The organism is Pimelobacter simplex (assembly GCF_024662235.1).
Taxonomy (GTDB): Bacteria; Actinomycetota; Actinomycetes; order Propionibacteriales; family Nocardioidaceae; genus Nocardioides.
The window spans coordinates 3,060,755-3,078,423 of the sequence record NZ_CP096276.1 but is presented as its reverse complement, the minus strand read 5'-3'; the positions used below and the strand labels follow the sequence as shown (position 1 = coordinate 3,078,423).

Annotated in this window: 12 protein-coding genes; 6 read left to right on the top strand and 6 right to left on the bottom strand. The window is 72.6% G+C overall.

All coding sequences use genetic code 11. The features are described 5' to 3' along the window. Nucleotides 1-168 precede the first annotated feature (168 nt). From M0M48_RS15120 to M0M48_RS15110, 3 genes are all read left to right on the top strand, one after another. On the top strand, nucleotides 169-1,140 hold the full coding sequence (locus M0M48_RS15120; protein WP_257751779.1) for a co-chaperone YbbN: 972 nt from the start codon (nucleotides 169-171) through the stop codon (nucleotides 1,138-1,140). Between the two features lie 34 nt (nucleotides 1,141-1,174). Continuing rightward, entirely contained in the window at nucleotides 1,175-1,909 is a 735-nt protein-coding gene (locus tag M0M48_RS15115; RefSeq protein ID WP_257751778.1) for an EI24 domain-containing protein, read from the top strand. Nucleotides 1,910-2,097: 188 nt separating this feature from the next. Continuing rightward, entirely contained in the window at nucleotides 2,098-5,526 is a 3,429-nt protein-coding gene (locus tag M0M48_RS15110) for a SpaA isopeptide-forming pilin-related protein (RefSeq protein WP_257751777.1), read from the top strand. A 3-nt stretch (nucleotides 5,527-5,529) separates the two neighbouring features. Here M0M48_RS15110 and M0M48_RS15105 read toward each other — a convergent pair whose 3' ends face one another. Continuing rightward, nucleotides 5,530-6,426 (bottom strand): LysR family transcriptional regulator, encoded by an 897-nt coding sequence (locus tag M0M48_RS15105; RefSeq protein ID WP_215816931.1) that lies wholly within the window; start codon nucleotides 6,424-6,426, stop codon nucleotides 5,530-5,532. A 72-nt stretch (nucleotides 6,427-6,498) separates the two neighbouring features. On the opposite strand from M0M48_RS15105, the gene M0M48_RS15100 reads away from it, so the two are divergent. Continuing rightward, complete coding sequence (locus M0M48_RS15100; protein WP_257751776.1) at nucleotides 6,499-7,584, top strand: EamA family transporter; 1,086 nt, start codon at nucleotides 6,499-6,501, stop codon at nucleotides 7,582-7,584. Here the strand turns inward: M0M48_RS15100 and M0M48_RS15095 are convergent. Both M0M48_RS15095 and glgB read right to left on the bottom strand, forming a co-directional pair. Continuing rightward, nucleotides 7,508-8,284 (bottom strand): NUDIX domain-containing protein, encoded by a 777-nt coding sequence (locus M0M48_RS15095; RefSeq protein ID WP_257751775.1) that lies wholly within the window; start codon nucleotides 8,282-8,284, stop codon nucleotides 7,508-7,510. The two genes, M0M48_RS15100 and M0M48_RS15095, sit on opposite strands and share 77 nt — an antisense overlap. Before the next feature lie 145 nt (nucleotides 8,285-8,429). Next, entirely contained in the window at nucleotides 8,430-10,385 is a 1,956-nt protein-coding gene (gene glgB, locus M0M48_RS15090; RefSeq protein ID WP_257751774.1) for a 1,4-alpha-glucan branching protein GlgB, read from the bottom strand. A 34-nt stretch (nucleotides 10,386-10,419) separates the two neighbouring features. Here glgB and M0M48_RS15085 point away from each other — a divergent pair, with 34 nt between their 5' ends. Further along, nucleotides 10,420-11,673, top strand: coding sequence for a multidrug effflux MFS transporter (locus tag M0M48_RS15085; protein ID WP_257751773.1), 1,254 nt, complete (start codon nucleotides 10,420-10,422; stop codon nucleotides 11,671-11,673). 45 nt (nucleotides 11,674-11,718) lie between these two features. Beyond that, a complete protein-coding gene (locus tag M0M48_RS15080; protein ID WP_257751772.1) occupies nucleotides 11,719-12,654 on the top strand; it encodes a hypothetical protein in 936 nt (311 codons plus the stop codon). On the opposite strand, the gene M0M48_RS15075 is transcribed toward M0M48_RS15080, so the two are convergent. From M0M48_RS15075 to M0M48_RS15065, 3 genes are read right to left on the bottom strand one after another with little or no spacing between them, the layout of a single operon-like run. Further along, nucleotides 12,641-13,960 carry a maltokinase N-terminal cap-like domain-containing protein gene (locus M0M48_RS15075; protein ID WP_257751771.1) on the bottom strand — a complete coding sequence of 440 codons (1,320 nt, stop codon included), beginning with the start codon at nucleotides 13,958-13,960 and terminating at the stop codon, nucleotides 12,641-12,643. The genes M0M48_RS15080 and M0M48_RS15075 overlap by 14 nt on opposite strands. Next, nucleotides 13,957-15,660: a maltose alpha-D-glucosyltransferase gene (gene treS / locus M0M48_RS15070; protein WP_257751770.1), complete on the bottom strand. Its 1,704-nt coding sequence runs from the start codon at nucleotides 15,658-15,660 to the stop codon at nucleotides 13,957-13,959. Before treS ends, M0M48_RS15075 begins: the two co-directional genes overlap by 4 nt. Then, nucleotides 15,657-17,663, bottom strand: a complete 2,007-nt coding sequence (locus M0M48_RS15065) for a maltotransferase domain-containing protein (protein WP_257751769.1) — start codon at nucleotides 17,661-17,663, stop codon at nucleotides 15,657-15,659. Before M0M48_RS15065 ends, treS begins: the two co-directional genes overlap by 4 nt. Nucleotides 17,664-17,669 lie beyond the last annotated feature (6 nt).

Genomic DNA, 17,669 nt, shown 5'->3' with positions numbered 1-17,669 from the left:
GGACCGGCCGAGCGCGTCGTCGAGGCGCCCGGCACGCCGGCAACCCCGGCCGCGTCGGCTCCGGTCGCTCGTTCCTCGCTCCCTCCACCTCCTGGTCCGGCGTCTGGTCCGGCGTTCCCGCCGTGGCCTTGTCGTGGGTGCCGGTGCCGGATCCGTAGGATTGCCGCCATGACGCAGCAGCCGTTCTCCCGCCCCGGTGCGATCGACCTGTCCGCACTGAAGCAGCAGCGGCCCGCCGCCCCCGCCGGCGGCGCGCCCGCCGGAAGCGCCCCCGCGGCCTCCGGAGGCGGTACGGCGTACTCGGTCACGGTGGACGAGGCGAACTTCCAGACGGTCCTCGAGGCCTCGATGACCGCGCCCGTGGTGCTGGTCTTCCACTCGCCGACCCAGTCGCCCGAGAGCACCGAGATGGCGCGCGACGTCGCCACCGTCGCCGACGAGTACGACGGCCGGTTCCTCGCCGCCTCCATCGACGTGGACGCCTCGCCCCAGATCGCGCAGGCGATGCAGATCCCGCAGGTGCCGTTGATGCTGGTGATCCTCGACGGTCGCCCGGCCACCCAGCCCATCCCGGGAGCGGCGCCGATCGACGACATCCGGGCGCTGTTCAACCAGCTCGCCCAGCAGCTCACCGCCCAGGGCATCGCCGGACGGCACCAGCCCAACGCCTTCGGCGGTGCGGGGGCCGGTGCCGGTGGCGCCGAGGGCGAGGACGGCGAGCCCGAGCTCGACCCGCGCTACGCGCCGGCCCAGGAGGCGCTGGCCGCCGGGGACATCGACGCGGCGGTCGCGGAGTACCAGAAGCTCGCCGACGCCAACCCCGCCGACCACGAGGCGGCGGCCGGGCTCTCGATGGCCAAGGTCCTCCAGCGCACCCAGGGCGTCGACCTCAACGCGGCCCGGGCGGCCGCGGCGGCGAGCCCCGACGACATCGACGCGCAGACGATGGTCGCCGACCTCGACATGCTCGGCGGTCACGTCGAGGACGCGTTCGCGCGCCTCGTCGAGCTGATCCGGCGGACGGCGGGCAAGGACCGCGACCGGGTGCGCGAGCACCTGATCGGGCTCTTCGGCGCGGTCGGCAACGACGACCCGCGGGTGCTCAAGGGGCGCCAGGCCCTCGCCTCGGCGCTCTTCTGAGCCGAGCGGCGACAGCACGAGCGCGAGCACGGCCATGGGTTTCGGGCGCGGCGTCGGCTTCCTCCTCCGCGGACTGCGGATGTGGCGGGAGCGGCCGCGCCTGATGCTGCTCGGCATCGTGCCGGCGCTCATCGTCGCCGTCCTGGTCGGTGCGGCGCTGGTGACGCTGGTCTTCGTCGCCGACGACCTGATCGACTGGGCGACCCCGTTCGCCGACGGGTGGGGGGACGCCCCGCGCGGGCTGTTCCGGGGCGCGCTCTACCTCCTCGTGCTCGTCGGCGCGGGCATGCTCGCGATCGTCACCTTCACCGGGCTCACGCTCGCGGTGGGCGATCCCTTCTACGAGAAGATCTGGAAGGAGGTCGAGCTCTCGCTCGGCGGTGACGTCCCCGAGCGGGGCGTCGGCTGGGTGCGCGGCGCGATCGACGGCCTGGTGCTCGTGGGGCTCGGCATCGTGACGGCGGTGGGGGTCTTCGTGATCGGCCTGCTGCCGGTGGTGGGCTCCGTGGTCGGTGCGGTGCTCGGTCTCGTCGTCGCGGGCCGGCTGCTCGCCGGCGAGCTGGTCTCGCGCGCCCTCGAGGCGCGCGGCATGGACCGCGCCGCGCAGGCTGCGCTCCTGCGCCCGCACCGCGGCGCGATGCTCGGCTTCGGGGTCTGCGTGCAGGCCTGCTTCCTGGTGCCCGGCGGCGGCATCCTCGTCATGCCCGCGGCGGTGGCCGGGGCGACGTACCTGGCGCGCGAGGCGCTCGCCACCGACCCGCGTCGGTAAAAACTTCCCGGCCATCCCGTAAGGACCAAGGTCCCGGGGTGTCTGTCCCTCGGGACAGGGTGCGCACCTGGGGGGAGCGCACCCTGCTGATGAGGGACAACAGGCGAGGGAGCCGACAGGTGGCAATGGGTCGCGCCGTCATGCGCGCACACAGGAAGAACACGCACGCAAGGACTCGGGGGAGCGGGGTGCGCTGGATCGCGGCGCTCGCGGTCGCAGCGGCGGGAGTCGTGGTGCCCGGCACCATGGCCGCGCCGGCGCAGGCCGCGGTGCCCCTGACGAACATCACGGGCGCCGTCTCCGGCGTCGGTGGTGTCGACGGGACGGTCGCGGACTGCATCAACTACAACCCCGCCGCCGGTACGGCGTCCGCGGGCGAGGTGAACGTGGCCTACGGCCGGCCCTCGGGGGAGAGCTGCCCGGGCTCGCTCGACCTCGGCCGCCAGAGCGGCGTCGGCTTCGACGCCAGCGCGCCGGGCAGCGTGACCGCGGGTCAGCCGTTCCTGCTGGCCTCGATCATCCACTACAACAACCCGATCCAGGGCCTGACCTATCCGGCGGGCACGAGCTCGGCGTACATCGGCGGCACGCTGACGCTGCGCCTGGGTGACTTCCAGGGCAACCCGACGGTCGCCTACCCCTGGCTGCTCGAGGAGACCGCGAACTCCGGCGACTGTCCCTACGGCGCGACCGACGGCGTCAAGTGCGACGACCGGCTCAGCTTCACCGACCCCAGCGGCTCGCGCTCGGTGGTCGACTCCTCGGGCCAGCACTACCGCCTCACGATCAGCTCGATCGCCAAGGCGGGCGGCGAGCAGTGCCCGGCGAGCCCGCCGGCCAACAGCACCGACGCCTTCGTGACCAAGGAGCGGGCCAAGACCACCGGCTGCGTCTACGGCACCCTCGACCCGGTCCGCCAGGTCACCATCGAGAAGCGGACCCGTCCGCAGGGCGCGAGCGACCGGTTCACCTTCGACCAGACCGGCCCGACGATCGACGGCAACCTGCCCGCGACCTCGACGCTGGGCGACCGCGACACCAAGACCTACGAGATCGCCGGTGACGCGAGCTTCACCGAGCGCGCCAGCGCCGGCTGGGCGCTGACCGACCTCGCCTGCACCGGTGACACCAGCGGCGTGCGGATCGACAAGGACAACGCCCGCTTCGACGTCGGCGCCGTCGGCGGCGACGTGCACTGCACCTTCACCAACGCCCAGGGCGGCGCGATCGTCGAGAAGCGTGATGCCGACGGCAACGCGCTCCTGGGCGGTGCGACCTTCCGCTTCGACAAGACCTCGGGCTCCGGCGGTGCCGCCCCGGCGATCGTCGTCACCGACAACCAGGCCCCCGACGTCGACCCGACCGCGGGCCGGGTCGAGGTGCGCGGCCTGATCCCCGGCACCTGGACGGTCACCGAGACCCAGGCACCCCAGGGCTACGAGATCGACGACCCGAACCCGGTCGCCTTCACGGTGAGCGCGGACGACACGACGCCGGTCACGGTGCCGGCCTTCACCGACACCCGCAAGAAGTCGAGCCTGTCGGTGATCAAGCACGAGTCCCGTCCCGACGGCACGGTGACCGACAAGATCGTCCCCGGCGCGCAGTTCCAGCTCTGGCGCGAGACCAACGGCCAGGCCGGTCTCCAGCCCGCCGGTGACACCAAGGTCGGCGTGCCGTGCACGACGACGGGCACCGACCCGTGCACCGTCGGCGGCCTCGACTTCGGCACGTACTACTGGCAGGAGACGCAGGCCCCGCAGGGCTACCAGCTTCCGCCGGACGCCGTGTCCGACCCGATCGTGATCGACGCCGCCAACGCCGGCGGCCAGGCTCCGGTCACCGTGATCGGCGACCCGCAGAAGCGCAGCGAGCTGACCATCACGAAGTACGACGCCATCACCGGCAAGACCCTGCCTGGCGCCACGTTCGCGCTCTACCGCGAGAGCAACGACCAGAACGGCCTGCAGACGGCGCAGCCCGGCGGCGACACCCTCGTCGAGACGTGCGTGAGCGGTGCCGACGGCACCTGCACGGTCGACGACCTGCCGTTCGGTCAGTACTGGTGGCTGGAGACCGCGGCGCCCGAGGGCTACACGATCCCGGGCTACCCGATCGTCGGCATCATCGAGGTCAACGCGGTCAACGCCGGCGGCCCGATCATCCAGTCCGGGCTCTCCGACCCGCAGGTGGTCTCCGCGCTGACCATCGAGAAGAAGGACGCCGTCACCGGTGCCGAGCTCGACGGCGCGGTCTTCGACCTGCGCAAGGTCGCGGCCGACGGGAGCGAGTCGACGTACGGCTCCTGCACCACCCAGGGCGGTCGCTGCACCATCGGCGAGCTGGAGTTCGGCACCTACTACTGGCACGAGCGGACGCCGCCGGTCGGCTACGAGCTGCCGGCCGACCGTGACTCCGACCCGATCGAGATCACCCCGCAGAACGCGGGCGAGGACTTCGCGGTGACGACGATGCGCGACCCGCAGACGACCAGCGCGCTCTCCGTGCTCAAGCAGGACGGCGAGACCAAGGAGACCGTCGACGGCGCCACGTTCGCGCTGTTCAGCGAGACCAACGGGACGCCCGGCCTGCAGCCCGGCTCGGACACCAAGGTCAGCGAGTGCACGACGTCGGGCGGTGAGCCCTGCACGATCGAGGGCCTCGCGCACGGCACGTACTACTGGCTCGAGACCGCGGCCCCGCAGGGCTACGAGCTGCCGGTGGACGCCCAGTCCGGGCCGATCGTGGTGACCGCGCAGAACGCCGGCACCACGTTCCCGGTGACCGTGATCGGCGACCCGCAGAAGAAGAGCGAGCTGTCCGTCCTCAAGCACGACGCCGAGACCGGCGCCGTGGTGGCGGGCGCGACCTTCGAGCTCTGGCGCGACGCCGACCGCAGCGGGACCTTCGACCGCGCGAACGACGTCAAGGTCGCCGAGTGCACCACGGCCGGCACCGACCCGTGCACGGTCGACCCGGTGGGCTTCGGCACCTACTTCTGGGTCGAGACCAAGGCGCCGCAGGGCTACGAGCTGCCGGCGAACCCGGTCTCGGACCCGGTCGTGGTGAGCGCCGCCAACGCGGGCTCGACGTTCACGCCCGTCCCGGTGGCCGACCCGCAGCTGCGCTCGGCGCTCGACCTGGTCAAGACCGACGCCAAGGACGGCAAGACGCTGGCCGGCGCGGTCTTCCAGCTCTACGCCGACACCGACGGCAACGGCGCGGTCGACGACGGCGAGCCGAAGGTCGGTGGTCCCCGGACCACCGGTGCCCAGGGCACGATCCGCTGGAGCGAGCTGCTCCACGGCGCCTACGTCGCGGTCGAGGTGGCCGCGCCCACCGGCTACGTGCTGCCGAAGGACGCCGAGCACGCGGTCGAGGTGACCACCGAGAACGCCGGCACCACGCTCACCATCGACGTCACCAACGAGCGCAAGCCGGACAAGCCCGGCGAGGTCGGCGGCATCGACGAGGAGAAGGGCGGGCACGTCTCCGGTGGCGGGCTGCCCAACACCGGCGCCCCGACGTACGCGGTGCAGCTCTCGCTGCTCGCCGGCGTCATGCTGCTGCTCGGTGCCTGGCTGCTGGTGGTCAACCGCCGGCTGCGCGAGGAGTGAGCCTCAGCCGCTGATCCTGCTGAAGGCAGTGAGCACGGCCTGCACCGCCGGCGATTCGGCCATCGTCCGGCGGTGCAGGGCGTCCACGAGGCGGATCGGCTCCGGCTCCGCGACCGGTACGGCGACCAGGTCGTCCCCGAGCGGAGCCCGCCCCATGCGGGGCACGAGCGCGACGCCGAGGCCGGCGCGGACCAGCGCCAGGTGGGAGTCGAACTCGGCGGAGATGTGGGCGATGCGCGGCGGGCGGCCCGTGCCGTCGTACATGCGGGAGAGCCACTGGCGGCAGATCGTGCCCTCGGGCGTGGCGATCCAGTCGACGTCGACCAGGTCGTGCGGGGTGACCCGGGAGCGCGCGGCGAGCGGGTCGTCGCGGTGGACGATGAGCTCGGCCAGGTCGTCGGCGAGGCGGGTGGCCACGACGTGGTCGGGCACGGCGAGCGGGACGCCGCCCCACCGGTGCACGATGCCGAGCTCGACCTGACCGCTGGCGACGAGGTCGACGACGTCCCACGGCTCGCCCTCGCGCAGGGTGAGCGTGAGGTCGGGGTGGGCGTCGCGCAGGTCGCGGGCGATCGTGGCGACCAGGCCGCGCATCGCGGTCGAGAAGGCGGCGAGCCGGACCCGTCCCGCGACCACGCCCGCGCGCTGCTGGAGCCGGGACTCGAGCTGCTCCAGGTCGGCGAGCACCTGCTCGCCGGCGTCCACGAGGTGCCGGCCGTGGCTGGTCAGCATGACGCCGCGGCCCACCCGCTCCAGCAGCGGGACGCCGGTCTGCCGTTCCAGGCGCTTGACCTGCTGCGAGATCGCGCTGGGCGTGAAGCCCGTCGCGGCCGCCGCGGCGACCACCGAGCCGTGGGTCGCGACGGCCCGCAGGCCGACCAGGGCGTCGAGATCGATCATGCAGCGACGCTACATCAAAAGGTGCATGATCATTCGCTGGTGCTTCAAGGTCAGGGCGGGGATCCTGGACCGGTGACCCGCCGCGACCAGTCCCTCGCCGCCCTCGTGGCCGTGATCTGGGGCTTCAACTTCGTCGTCATCGACTGGGGGATGGGCGAGGTCCCGCCGCTGCTGTTCGTCGCGGCGCGCTTCCTCGCCGTCGTGGTGCCCGCGGTCTTCCTGCTCGACCCGCCGCCGGTCCCGTGGCGCACGGTGGTGGCGGTCGGGACGTTCATGTCGCTGGGCCAGTTCGGCTTCCTGTACGTCGCCATGGACGCCGGCATGCCGCCCGGACTGGCGGGCCTGGTGCTCCAGGCCCAGGTGGTGCTCACGATCCTCATCGCCGCCGTCGCCCTGCGCGAGCGCCCCACCCGCCCGCAGACCGCCGGCGTCGTGCTCGGCGCGGCCGGGCTGGTCGTCGTCGGCCTGGGCCGCGGCGGTCACGTCCCGGCCCTCGCGCTGCTGCTGTGCCTGGTCGCGGCGCTCATGTGGGCGATCGGCAATGTCGTCTCGCGCGCCTCCGGAGCGACCGGCGGGCTGGCGCTGACGGTGTGGTCGGCGCTCGTCGTACCGGTGCCGCTGGTGGGGCTCTCGCTCGTCGTCGACGGTCCGGCGGCGGTGGCCGACGGCCTCGGCGCCTTCGGCTGGCAGGCGATCGTCTCGACGCTCTACACCGCCGCGCTGGCCTCGCTCGTCGGCTACGGCATCTTCAACGGACTGCTCTCGCGCAACCCGTCGGCCGCGGTCGTGCCGTGGATCCTGCTCGTGCCGCCGGTCGCCATCGGCTCGGCCTGGCTGCTGCTCGACGAGGTGCCCTCGACCGGTGAGCTGCTCGGCGGGGCGATCCTGGTGCTGGGCGTGCTGGTGGCCCAGCGGCGCGGCGCCAGGAGTCCGCTGAGCAAGCCCGCCTGCTGCGCGCCGCGATGCACGCACGCTGGCTGCGGCGGCGTCGATCAACGGTCAACCAGACCGCCTCACTCCGCCGCCTTGCCATCGCACGCGCCTCGCGACGCTCGCGACGGCGCCCTTGCTCAGCAGACTCCTAGCGCCCCGACTCCGTGTACGACGGACCCGTCCCGGCCAGGCTCGCCAGCGCTGCCCGCACCCGCCGAGCGGTGAAGTCGGCGGCCCGCTCGTCCACCTCGGCGAGGGTCAGGAACTCCGCGCTCTTGATCTCGCGGGCCTGGGGCACCACCTGCTGGACGATCGAGGCCGGGTGCACCCCGCCGTCGAAGACCAGGCACAGCGCGTCGTCCCAGCCACCCCACGGCGGCAGCCAGTCGGTGAGCACGAGCGCGCCCGCCTCGATGGTGAGGCTGAGCTCCTCCTCGACCTCACGGCTGACCGCGACCCGCGGCGACTCACCGACCTCGACCACGCCACCAGGCAGGTCCCAGTCGCTCTTGTAGGTCAGCTGGCACAGCAGCACCCGCGGCTCGGGCCCGTCGCTGTCGCGGATGAGCATCTGGCCGATCCCGCGCTTGCGGGGCAGGAACGAGTTGAGCAGCGCCCGGAAGCCACCAGGCTCGTGCACCGGGGTGTCGTCGGCCAGCCGCGCGTAGACCACCACGTCACCGGTCCGCTGCCGCTGCACGCCCTCGCGGCGCAGCCCGGACCAGGTCGCGATCCGCTGGCCCTCGGCGTCGTCGACGGCCACCTTGACCTCGACCCGGTCGTGGTCGGTCAGCGCGGCCGCCACCTGGCGTCGTACGACGTCGACGGCGGCCTGCCAGCCGCGCTCGGTGAGGCCGGAGGTCCAGGTCAGCCGGGCGATCCCGTCGTCGACGGTCGCATGGGTGATCTCCGGCTGCTCGGACACGAGGATCACCCTAGGGCCTGCCTCCCAGCACCCCGCCTACTGCGCGGCGTTCGCGGCGCGATCGGGCTGCGGCGGCGTCGCTCGAAGGGCGATCCGGCACGTCGTCGCTCCGCCGTCTTGCCCGATCGGCCGCCAACACCGCTCGCTACGGCGCGGTGCCGGGAGGCAGGCCCTGGGGTGCTCGCAACCACAGCGTCGCCAGAGGGGGGATCACCAGGTCCGCGTACGCCGGGCTGCCGCCGGGCGCCCGCGCCTCGAGCGGCCCGGCCGGCAGTGCGTGGACGGTGCCGAGGTTGCCGACCCCGCTCCCGCCGTACGACGCCGCGTCGGTGTTGAGCAGCTCGGCCCACGGCCCGGCGAGGGGGAGGCCGAGCCGGTAGTCGTGGGGGACCGCGGCGAAGTTGGTGACGCAGACCAGGTCGGGCACGCCGTCCTGCCCGGCGGTGCGGGTGAACGCGAAGACGTTGTGCCCGGCGGCCTGCGCGTCGACCCAGGCGAAGCCGGCCGGGTCGTTGTCGAGGCGCCACAGCGCCGGCTCGTCGCGGTAGCGGTGGTTGAGGTCGCGGACGAAGTCGCGCATCCCGCGGTGGCCGGGCTTGTCGAGCAGCCACCAGTCGAGCTCGCGGGCCTCGGCCCACTCCGACTCCTGGGCCAGCTCGGTGCCCATCATCACGAGCTGCTTGCCGGGGTGGGCCCACATGTAGGCGAGGTAGGCGCGCAGCGTGGCCAGCTGCTGCCAGCGGTCGCCGGGCATCTTGCGCAGCAGGGAGCCCTTGCCGTGGACGACCTCGTCGTGGCTGAGGGGGAGCACGTAGTTCTCGGAGAAGCCGTAGACGAGCGAGAACGTCATCTCGCCGTGGTGGTACGAGCGGTGCACCGGCTCGTGCTCCAGGTAGCGCAGGCTGTCGTGCATCCAGCCCATGTTCCACTTGAACCCGAAGCCAAGCCCGCCGCCCGACGTGGCCCCCGTGACGCCCGGCCACGCGGTCGACTCCTCGGCGATGGTGACGATCCCCGGCACCCGCTTGTACGCCGTCGCGTTGAGCTCCTGGAGCAGCCGCACGGCCTCCAGGTGCTCGTGGCCGCCGTGCTCGTTGGGCGTCCACTCGCCCTGCTTGCGGCCGTAGTCGAGGTAGAGCATCGAGGCGACGCCGTCGACGCGCAGCCCGTCGACGTGGAACTCCTCGAGCCAGTAGAGCGCGTTGGCGACGAGGAAGTTGCGCACCTCGGGGCGGCCGAAGTCGAAGATGTAGGAGCCCCACTCCGGGTGCCACCCGCGCTGGGGGTCGGGGTGCTCGTAGAGGGGCGTGCCGTCGTACCGGGCCAGGGCCCACTCGTCGGTCGCGAAGTGCCCCGGGACCCAGTCGAGGAGCACCGCGATCCCGGCCGCGTGGAGCGCGTCGACGAGGCGGCGGAAGCCGTCGGGGTCGCCGAAGCGCGCGTCCGGCGCGAAGTAGCCGGTCACGTGGTAGCCCCACGATCCGCCGAACGGGTGCTGCATGACGGGCATCAGCTCGACGTGGGTGAAGCCCAGGTCGGCGAGGTAGGCGGGGAGGTCGGCGGCCAGCTCGTCGTACGTCCAGAAGGAGCCGTCGGGATGGCGCTTCCACGAGCCCAGGTGCAGCTCGTACGTCGCCATCGGCTCGTTGACCGGCTGCTTCGCCGCGCGCGCCGCGAGCCACGCGTCGTCCTGCCAGACGTGGGTGCTGGCGAAGACCCGGGACGCCGTCGCCGGCGGCACCTCGGCGTGGAACGCCATCGGGTCGGCCTTCTGGCGCCAGACGCCGTCGGCCCCCTCGACGAGGTACTTGTAGTCCGCGCCCGAACCGACACCGGGGACGAAGGTCTCCCACAGCCCGGACCCGATCCGGTGCAGGGGATCGGCGTTGCCGTCCCAGCCGTTGAAGTCGCCGACCACGCTGACCTGACGGGCGTTCGGCGCCCAGACCACGAAGCTCGTCCCGGGCTCGGGCGCGGCGCGCACGTGGGCGCCGAGGACGTGCCAGAGGAGCTCGTGCCGGCCCTCCGCGACGAGGTGGAGGTCGATCTCGCCGAGCGTGGACCCGGGTGGGCTGCTGTTGCTGCTCTGTGCGGGCGGCATCTCTCCGATAGTAGCGATACGGAATGATGCGGGGGTGACAGAACGTATGGGCTGGCGCTACGCCGTCCTCATCCCGGGAGTCCTGGCCGCGCTGTCGATGATCGGTCCCTTCAGCATCGACACGCCCTTCCCGGCCTTCCCCGCGATGGGGCGCGACCTCGGCGTCGGCACCGAGGAGCTCCAGCTCGTCGTCACCGTCTACCTCGGCTCGTTCGCCCTGATGAGCGTGTTCCACGGACCGCTCTCCGACGCCGTCGGCCGCCGCCCGGTGATGGCGGTCTCGATCTCTGTGTACGTCGTCGCGTCCATCGGCGCCGCGCTGTCCGGCAGCCTCGCGGTCCTGCTCGTCTTCCGCGCCCTCCAGGGACTCAGCGCCGGTGGCGCCACCATCGTCAGCCGGACCGTGATCCGCGACCTCTTCGAGGGACCGCAGGCGCAGCGCCTGATGAGCCGGGTGGCGATCATCTTCGGCATCGCCCCGGCGATCGGCCCGATCCTCGGTGGCGCCATCCTCCAGGTCGGCTCCTGGCCGCTGATCTTCGTCTTCCAGGCCTGCCTCGGTGTCGTGCTCGTCCTCGCCGTGGTCTTCCTGCTGCCAGAGACCCACCCGCGCGAGCGCCGGGTGCCCCTCAACGTCGGCGAGATCATGCGCGGCCTCGGCGCCGTCGCCCGCGAGGGCGCCTTCCACCGCCTCGGCTGGTCGACCGCCCTCATCTTCGGCGCCCAGTTCCTCTACATCGGCGGCGCCGCCGTCTTCGTCGTCGACGTCCTCGGCCAGGGCGAGCTCGACTTCTGGAAGCTCTTCGTCCCGATGATCGGCTCGATGATGCTCGGCTCCTGGCTGTGCGGCCGCGCCGCCGGCCGGATCACCGCCCGCCGCCTGGTCTCCCTCGGCTGCACCACCTCGTTCATCGGCGGCGTCGTCGGCGTCATCGTGGCCGCGACTCCCGCCGCCACGGACCTGCCCTGGGCCGTCATCGGCGTCAGCCTCATCGCGCTCGGCAACGGCATCACCTACCCGACCCTCCAGCTCCTGCTCCTCGACCGCTTCCCGGCCCGCCGCGGCGCGGTGGTCTCGCTCGGCTCGTTCCTCGCGCTCGTCCTGAACGCGGTGACCGCCGTGGCCGTCGTACCGGTGATCGGGGGGTCGGCGCTCGGCTTCGCGACCGCGGCGCTGGTCGGGGTCGGCGCGGGGCAGCTGCTGTGGGCGTGGCACTGCGCGGTGGAGGACCGGGACTGCGTGGTGTCGAGGGACGCCGCCGAGCTCGAGCCGACCGAGATGCTCTGAGCGGATTCCACGGCCGGACGGGCGTCCGGCTGCCAGGATGTGCCCATGGCCGCCTGCTCCCGCGTGCTCACCCTGCTGGTCGTCGTCTCGTCGGTGGTCGCACTGACGGGGTGCGGTACCGGCTCCTCCGAGATCCACCGGCTGAGGTCGAGCGACGGACCGGCCGCGACCTCGGCGCCCGCGCCCAGCGTGGTGCCGGGCTCCCGGGCCCGTGCCCAGCGGGTGGTCGACGCCGCCGAGAAGCGGCTGCTCGAGGACGGGAGCGCCCGCTACACGATGTGGTGGGAGACGCCGGCCTCGACGACCGGGGGCCTGGAGATCGGAACGGGCGACTTCGACCTGCTGGTGCCGGCCGCCTCCCAGGTGGTCGAGCTGCCGGGGAAGTTCCGGGTCGAGTACCGCCTGGTCGAGGAGCACGCCTGGGCCCTGGCCGCGTCCTCGGAGGGCGAGGCGCTCGCCGGCTGCTGGATCCACATGACCCGGGGCGACGGCGAGGACGCACGTCTCGCGGCGGTGCCGCCCCCGGCGCTGATGCTCGTCGACCCGGCCGCCGACGGGTTCGTCGCCGGTGCCGCGGACGACGGCGCCGAGCGGGTGGCCGTCGACCTGCTGCTCGACGAGGCGGCACCGGCCGTGATGCCCCGCATCGCCAACAAGTCGGTCAGCGGGATCGACCCGGCCGCGACCGTCCCGGGTGTCGTCACGGTTCGCGACGGGCGCTACGCGGCGCTGGAGTACCGGCTCGGTGACGTGCTCGGCGCGCTCGACCCGGCCGATGTCCCCGACGAGATCGCGGCGTTCGGCGAGACGGACGGGGTCGTCGTCCGCTTCGAGTACGCCGACCACGGCGCCCCGGTCGACGTGCGCCCGCCACCCGAGCGCGAGGTGATCGACCTGGGCGACCAGACCGACCTGCTGGCCGGTGGTCCGGCCGGCGCCCCGTCCGTCGGGCCCTGCGCCGCCGCCGTCAGCGAGCAGTGAGCCGAGCCACCCCCGCCAGCGGGATCGGCAGCCAGGTCGGCCGGTTGCGCGCCTCGTAGACGCACTCGTAGACCGCCTTGTCCACCACGTACGCCGTCAGCAGCGTCCGGTCCGCCGCGCTCAACCCCTCGTCGCCGCAGTACGACGCCAGGAAGGCCTTGCGGTTGCGCCGGGCCCACTCGTCGGCCCGGTGGGCGCGCTGGTGGGCGGCGTCGGGCTCGTCGTCGCCGATCGACTCGGCGACCGCGTGGGGCGCGTAGTCGAAGGAGCGGAGCAGGCCGGCGACGTCGCGCCAGGGGGAGTCGGGGAGCAGGCGCTCGGAGAGCGGCTTGGCGGGCTCGCCCTCGAAGTCGACGAGCTTCCAGCCCAGGACGGTGCGCAGGGTCTGGCCCAGGTGCAGGTCGCCGTGGATCCGCTGCACCGGTACGGCGTCCAGGCCGGCCACCGCGTCGAAGACGGCCCGCGCGCCCGGCGCATGAGCGGCCAGGTCGGGCACCACGTCGGTCGCGGCGGCGAGCCGGTCGGTCATCGCGGCGGACAGGGCCGCGCCGGAGGCCTCGGCGACCGGGAACGACGCGGCGAGCTGGGCGTGGACCTCGGCGAGGGCGGTGCCGAGCCGGGCGGCCTCGGCGGCGAAGTCGCCGCCGACCTCCTCGGCGTGCAGGTCGGCCTCGGCGAAGAGGTCGCGGACGCTGGCCAGGGCGAGGTCCCAGCCGTCGCTGGCGGTGCGCAGGAACTGCTGGAGCATGCCGAGGTGCAGGTCGTCGGCCTCGATCCAGCCGTAGAGCTGGGCGACGTGGGTCGAGCCGGCCTCGGTGAGCACCCGGTGGGTGGTGATGTCGGGGTTCTCGCCGGGGGTGACCTTGCGGAACAGCTTGAGCACGGCGTCCTCGCCGAAGAACACTGACGAGTTCGACTGCTCGCCGCTGAACGGGCTCGCCACGGCCTCCCGGTCGAGCTCGTGCCCGGGAAGGGTCTGGAAGCCCGGACGCTCGCCGAACGCCCGCAGGAAGTGGGCCATCGCGACTCGGTCCTGCACGGCGTCGTAGGCGTAGGCGCCGTCGGCGAGCCCCAGCGGCCAGCGCGCGGCCAGCGCGTGCTCGAGACGCTCCTGCGGCTCGTCGTACAGGGCGAGCGGCACCTGGTAGAGCTCGCGGTCGCGGGTGCCGTCGTAGGTCACCTCGACCAGGAGCAGGACGACCTCGGGAGCCGTGCCCAGGCGGCCGAGCTCGCGCACCCCGCTGACGCTGAAGGCGCGGCCCTTGCCGCCGAACCACCGGCTCTGGGCGAGGAACGTCTCGATCACAGCACCGGCCTCCCTGTCGTCTCCGGATCCGTGAGCCGGAACCAGTAGAAGCCGTGCCCGCTGAGCGTCAGGAGATACGGGAGCTCCCCGATCCGGGGGAACGGCACGCCCCCGAGCAGCTCGACCGGCACCCGGCCCTCGAAGCGGCGCAGGTCCAGCTCGACCGGCTGGGGGAAGCGGGACAGGTTGTTGACGCACAGGATCATGTCGTCGGCGCTGCCGGGCAGCTCGCGCACGTACGACAGCACGGTCGGGTTGGAGCCGCCGAGGTCGGTGAACGTGCCGAGCCCGAAGCAGTCGTGCTGGCGGCGGATGTGGATCATCCGCCGCGTCCAGTGCAGGAGGGACGACGGGTTCTCGAGCTGGGCCTCGACGTTGACGCTCTGGTAGCCGTAGACGGGGTCCTGGATCACCGGCAGGTGCAGCTTGCCGGGCGTCGCCGCGGAGAACCCGGCGTTGCGGTCGGGCGTCCACTGCATCGGCGTCCGTACGCCGTCGCGGTCGCCGAGCCAGATGTTGTCGCCCATCCCGATCTCGTCGCCGTAGTACAGGACGGGGGAGCCGGGCAGCGACAGCAGGAGCGCGGTGAACAGCTCGATCTGGTTGGTGTCGTTGTCGAGCAGGGGAGCGAGCCGGCGGCGGATGCCGATGTTGGCCTTCATGCGGGGGTCCTTGGCGTACTCGCCCCACATGTAGTCGCGGTCCTCGTCGGCGACCATCTCGAGCGTCAGCTCGTCGTGGTTGCGCAGGAAGATGCCCCACTGGCAGCCGTCCGGGATGTCCGGCGTCTGCTCCATGATCTCCGAGATCGGGAACCGCGACTCGCGCCGCACGGCCATGAAGATGCGCGGCATCACGGGGAAGTGGAACGCCATGTGGCACTCGTCGCCGCCGACGGCCGGATCGCCGAAGTACTCCACGACGTCGGTCGGCCACTGGTTCGCCTCGCACAGCAGGACCCGGCCGGGGTACTTGTCGTCGACGAACTTGCGGACCTTGCGGAGGAACTCGTGGGTCTCGGGGAGGTTCTCGCCGTTGGTGCCCGGGCGCTCGTAGAGGTAGGGCACCGCGTCGAGCCGGAAGCCGTCGAGGCCCATGTCGAGCCAGAACGACATCGCCTCCAGCATCGCGTCGTGGACCTTGGGGTTGTCGAAGTTGAGGTCCGGCTGGTGGTGGAAGAAGCGGTGCCAGTAGTACTGGCCGCGCACCTGGTCCCAGGTCCAGTTGGACGGCTCGGTGTCGACGAAGATGATCCGTGCGTCCTGGTAGAGCTCGTCGGTGTCGGACCACACGTAGAAGTCGCCGTAGGGGCCGTCCGGATCGCTGCGCGAGGCCTGGAACCACGGGTGCGCGTCGCTCGTGTGGTTCATGACGAAGTCGATGATCACCCGGATCCCGCGCTCGTGCGCGGCATCGAGGAAGGCGTGGAAGTCCTCGACGGTCCCGATCTCGGGAAGGATGTTGGTGTAGTCGGCGACGTCGTAGCCGCCGTCGCGCAGGGGCGAGGAGAAGAACGGCGGCACCCACAGGCAGTCGACGCCCAGCCACTGCAGGTAGTCGAGCTTCTCGGTCAGGCCCTGGAAGTCACCGGTCCCGTCGGCGTCGGCGTCGCGGAACGACCGGACCAGGACCTCGTAGAACACGGCCGTCCGGAACCACTCGGGCTCCTCGTTGACGACCACGGCGTCGGACAACGTCACTGGTTCCCCCTCACGACCAGGATGTGCGCGGGCTGCGCGGGTTCGAGCCGGACGTAGTTGTGCTCGCCCCACGTCCAGTCGCTGCCGGTGATCTCGTCGTGCACCTCGAACGCGGCGCCCGGCGGCAGGCCGAGCGCGGCGAGGTCGAGGTGCACCATCGTCTCGCGGGGCTGGTGCGGATCGAGGTTGAGGACGACGACCACGCGGTCCTCGCCGGCCACCTTGGACCAGCAGATGACGTGGTCCTCGTCGGTCGGGTGCACCGTCAGGTTGCGCAGCAGCTGGAGCGCGGGGTGCGCGCGGCGGATCTCGTTGAGCCGGGTGATGTACGCCGGCAGGCCGTGCGCGTTGCCCCGCGCGGCCTCCCAGTCGCGGACCCGGATCTGGTACTTCTCCGAGTCGAGGTACTCCTCGCTGCCGGGCCGCACCGCCACGTGCTCGCCGAGCTCGTAGCCGGCGTACATGCCCCAGGTGGGCGACGACAGCGCCGCGAGCACCGCGCGCACGCGGAAGGCCGCGGGGCCGCCGTACTGGAGGAACTCGTGGAGGATGTCGGGGGTGTTGACGAAGAAGTTCGGCCGGATCCGGTGGGCCGACTCGGCCGACACCTCGCGCAGGTAGTCCTCGACGTCGACCTTCTCGGTGCGCCACGTGAAGTAGGTGTAGGACTGGTGGAAGCCGATCGCGCCGAGGGTCTGGAGCATCGGCGGCTTGGTGAAGGCCTCGGCGAGGAAGAGCACGTCCGGGTCGGTACGCCGTACCTCGGCGAGGAGCCACTGCCAGAAGGCGACCGGCTTGGTGTGGGGGTTGTCGACGCGGAAGATCCGCACGCCGTGGGCCATCCAGTGCCGCACGACGCGCAGCACCTCGGCCGCGATGCCGTCGGGGTCGTTGTCGAAGTTGACCGGGTAGATGTCCTGGTACCTCTTCGGCGGGTTCTCGGCGTAGGCGATCGTGCCGTCGGCGCGCGTGGTGAACCACTCCGGGTGGGCCTCGACCCACGGGTGGTCGGGGGCGCACTGGAGCGCCAGGTCGAGCGCGACCTCCAGGTCGGCCGCGTGCGCGGCCGCGACGAAGGCGTCGAAGTCCGCGATCGTGCCGAGGTCGGGGTGGACCGCGTCGTGCCCGCCGTCCTTGCTGCCGATCGCCCAGGGGGAGCCGGTCCAGTCGGCGGGGGTGGGCTCGCCCTCGGGCAGCACCGTGTTGTTGGGGCCCTTGCGGTTGACCTCGCCGATCGGGTGGATCGGCGGCAGGTAGACGACGTCGAAGCCCATCGCCGCCACGGCCGGCAGCCGCTCGGCGGCGGTGCGGAAGGTGCCGCTGACGACCTCGCCGGTGGCGGGGTCGTAGGTCGCGCCCTCGGAGCGGGGGAACAGCTCGTACCAGCTGCCGAACAGCGCCCGGGAGCGGTCGACGTAGACCGGGAAGGGGCCCTCGACGGTCAGCAGGTCGCGCAGCGGGTACGCCGCGAGGACGGCCCGCAGCTCGGGCGACTCGAGCTGGGCGAGCCGCGCCTCGGCCGGGCGCTTGGTGTCGGTCGCGGCGGTGATGGCGGCCTTGACCGTGGCCCGCGCGGCCTTGGGGGGCTTGGCCTCCGCGAGGACGCGCTCGAGCAGCAGCCGGCCCTCGGCGAACATCAGCTCGACGTCGATCCCGGCGCGGATCTTGATGCCGGCCGCGTGCTCCCAGGTGGCGATCGGGTCGGACCAGGCGTGGATCTCGAACGACCACGGGCCCTCGGCGTCCGCGGCGACCCAGGCCTCGTAGCGGTCGACCGTGCGCCGGTCGCGCGCCGGGAGCGGGCGCATCCGCACCGGCGGTCGTCGTACGCCGTCGGGGGCGAGGAGCACGACCTCGGCACCGAGGCGGTCGTGTCCCTCGCGGAACACGGTCGCGCTCACCGGGAAGGGCTCACCGAGGCTGGCCTTCGCGGGCAGGCGCCCTGAGGTGGGGCCCGCCTCGAGGAGGGGCATGACGTCGATCACGGGGATGCGTCCGACCATGCGTCG

Excerpts from the sequence above, each read along its gene's own strand:
- M0M48_RS15120 (WP_257751779.1), top strand. The coding sequence starts at position 169 with ATGACGCAGCAGCCGTTCTCCCGCCCCGGTGCGATCGACCTGTCCGCA.
- M0M48_RS15115 (WP_257751778.1), top strand. The coding sequence starts at position 1,175 with ATGGGTTTCGGGCGCGGCGTCGGCTTCCTCCTCCGCGGACTGCGGATG.
- M0M48_RS15105 (WP_215816931.1), bottom strand. The coding sequence starts at position 6,426 with ATGATCGATCTCGACGCCCTGGTCGGCCTGCGGGCCGTCGCGACCCAC.
- glgB (WP_257751774.1), bottom strand. The coding sequence starts at position 10,385 with ATGCCGCCCGCACAGAGCAGCAACAGCAGCCCACCCGGGTCCACGCTC.
- M0M48_RS15080 (WP_257751772.1), top strand. The coding sequence starts at position 11,719 with ATGGCCGCCTGCTCCCGCGTGCTCACCCTGCTGGTCGTCGTCTCGTCG.
- M0M48_RS15065 (WP_257751769.1), bottom strand. The coding sequence starts at position 17,663 with ATGGTCGGACGCATCCCCGTGATCGACGTCATGCCCCTCCTCGAGGCG.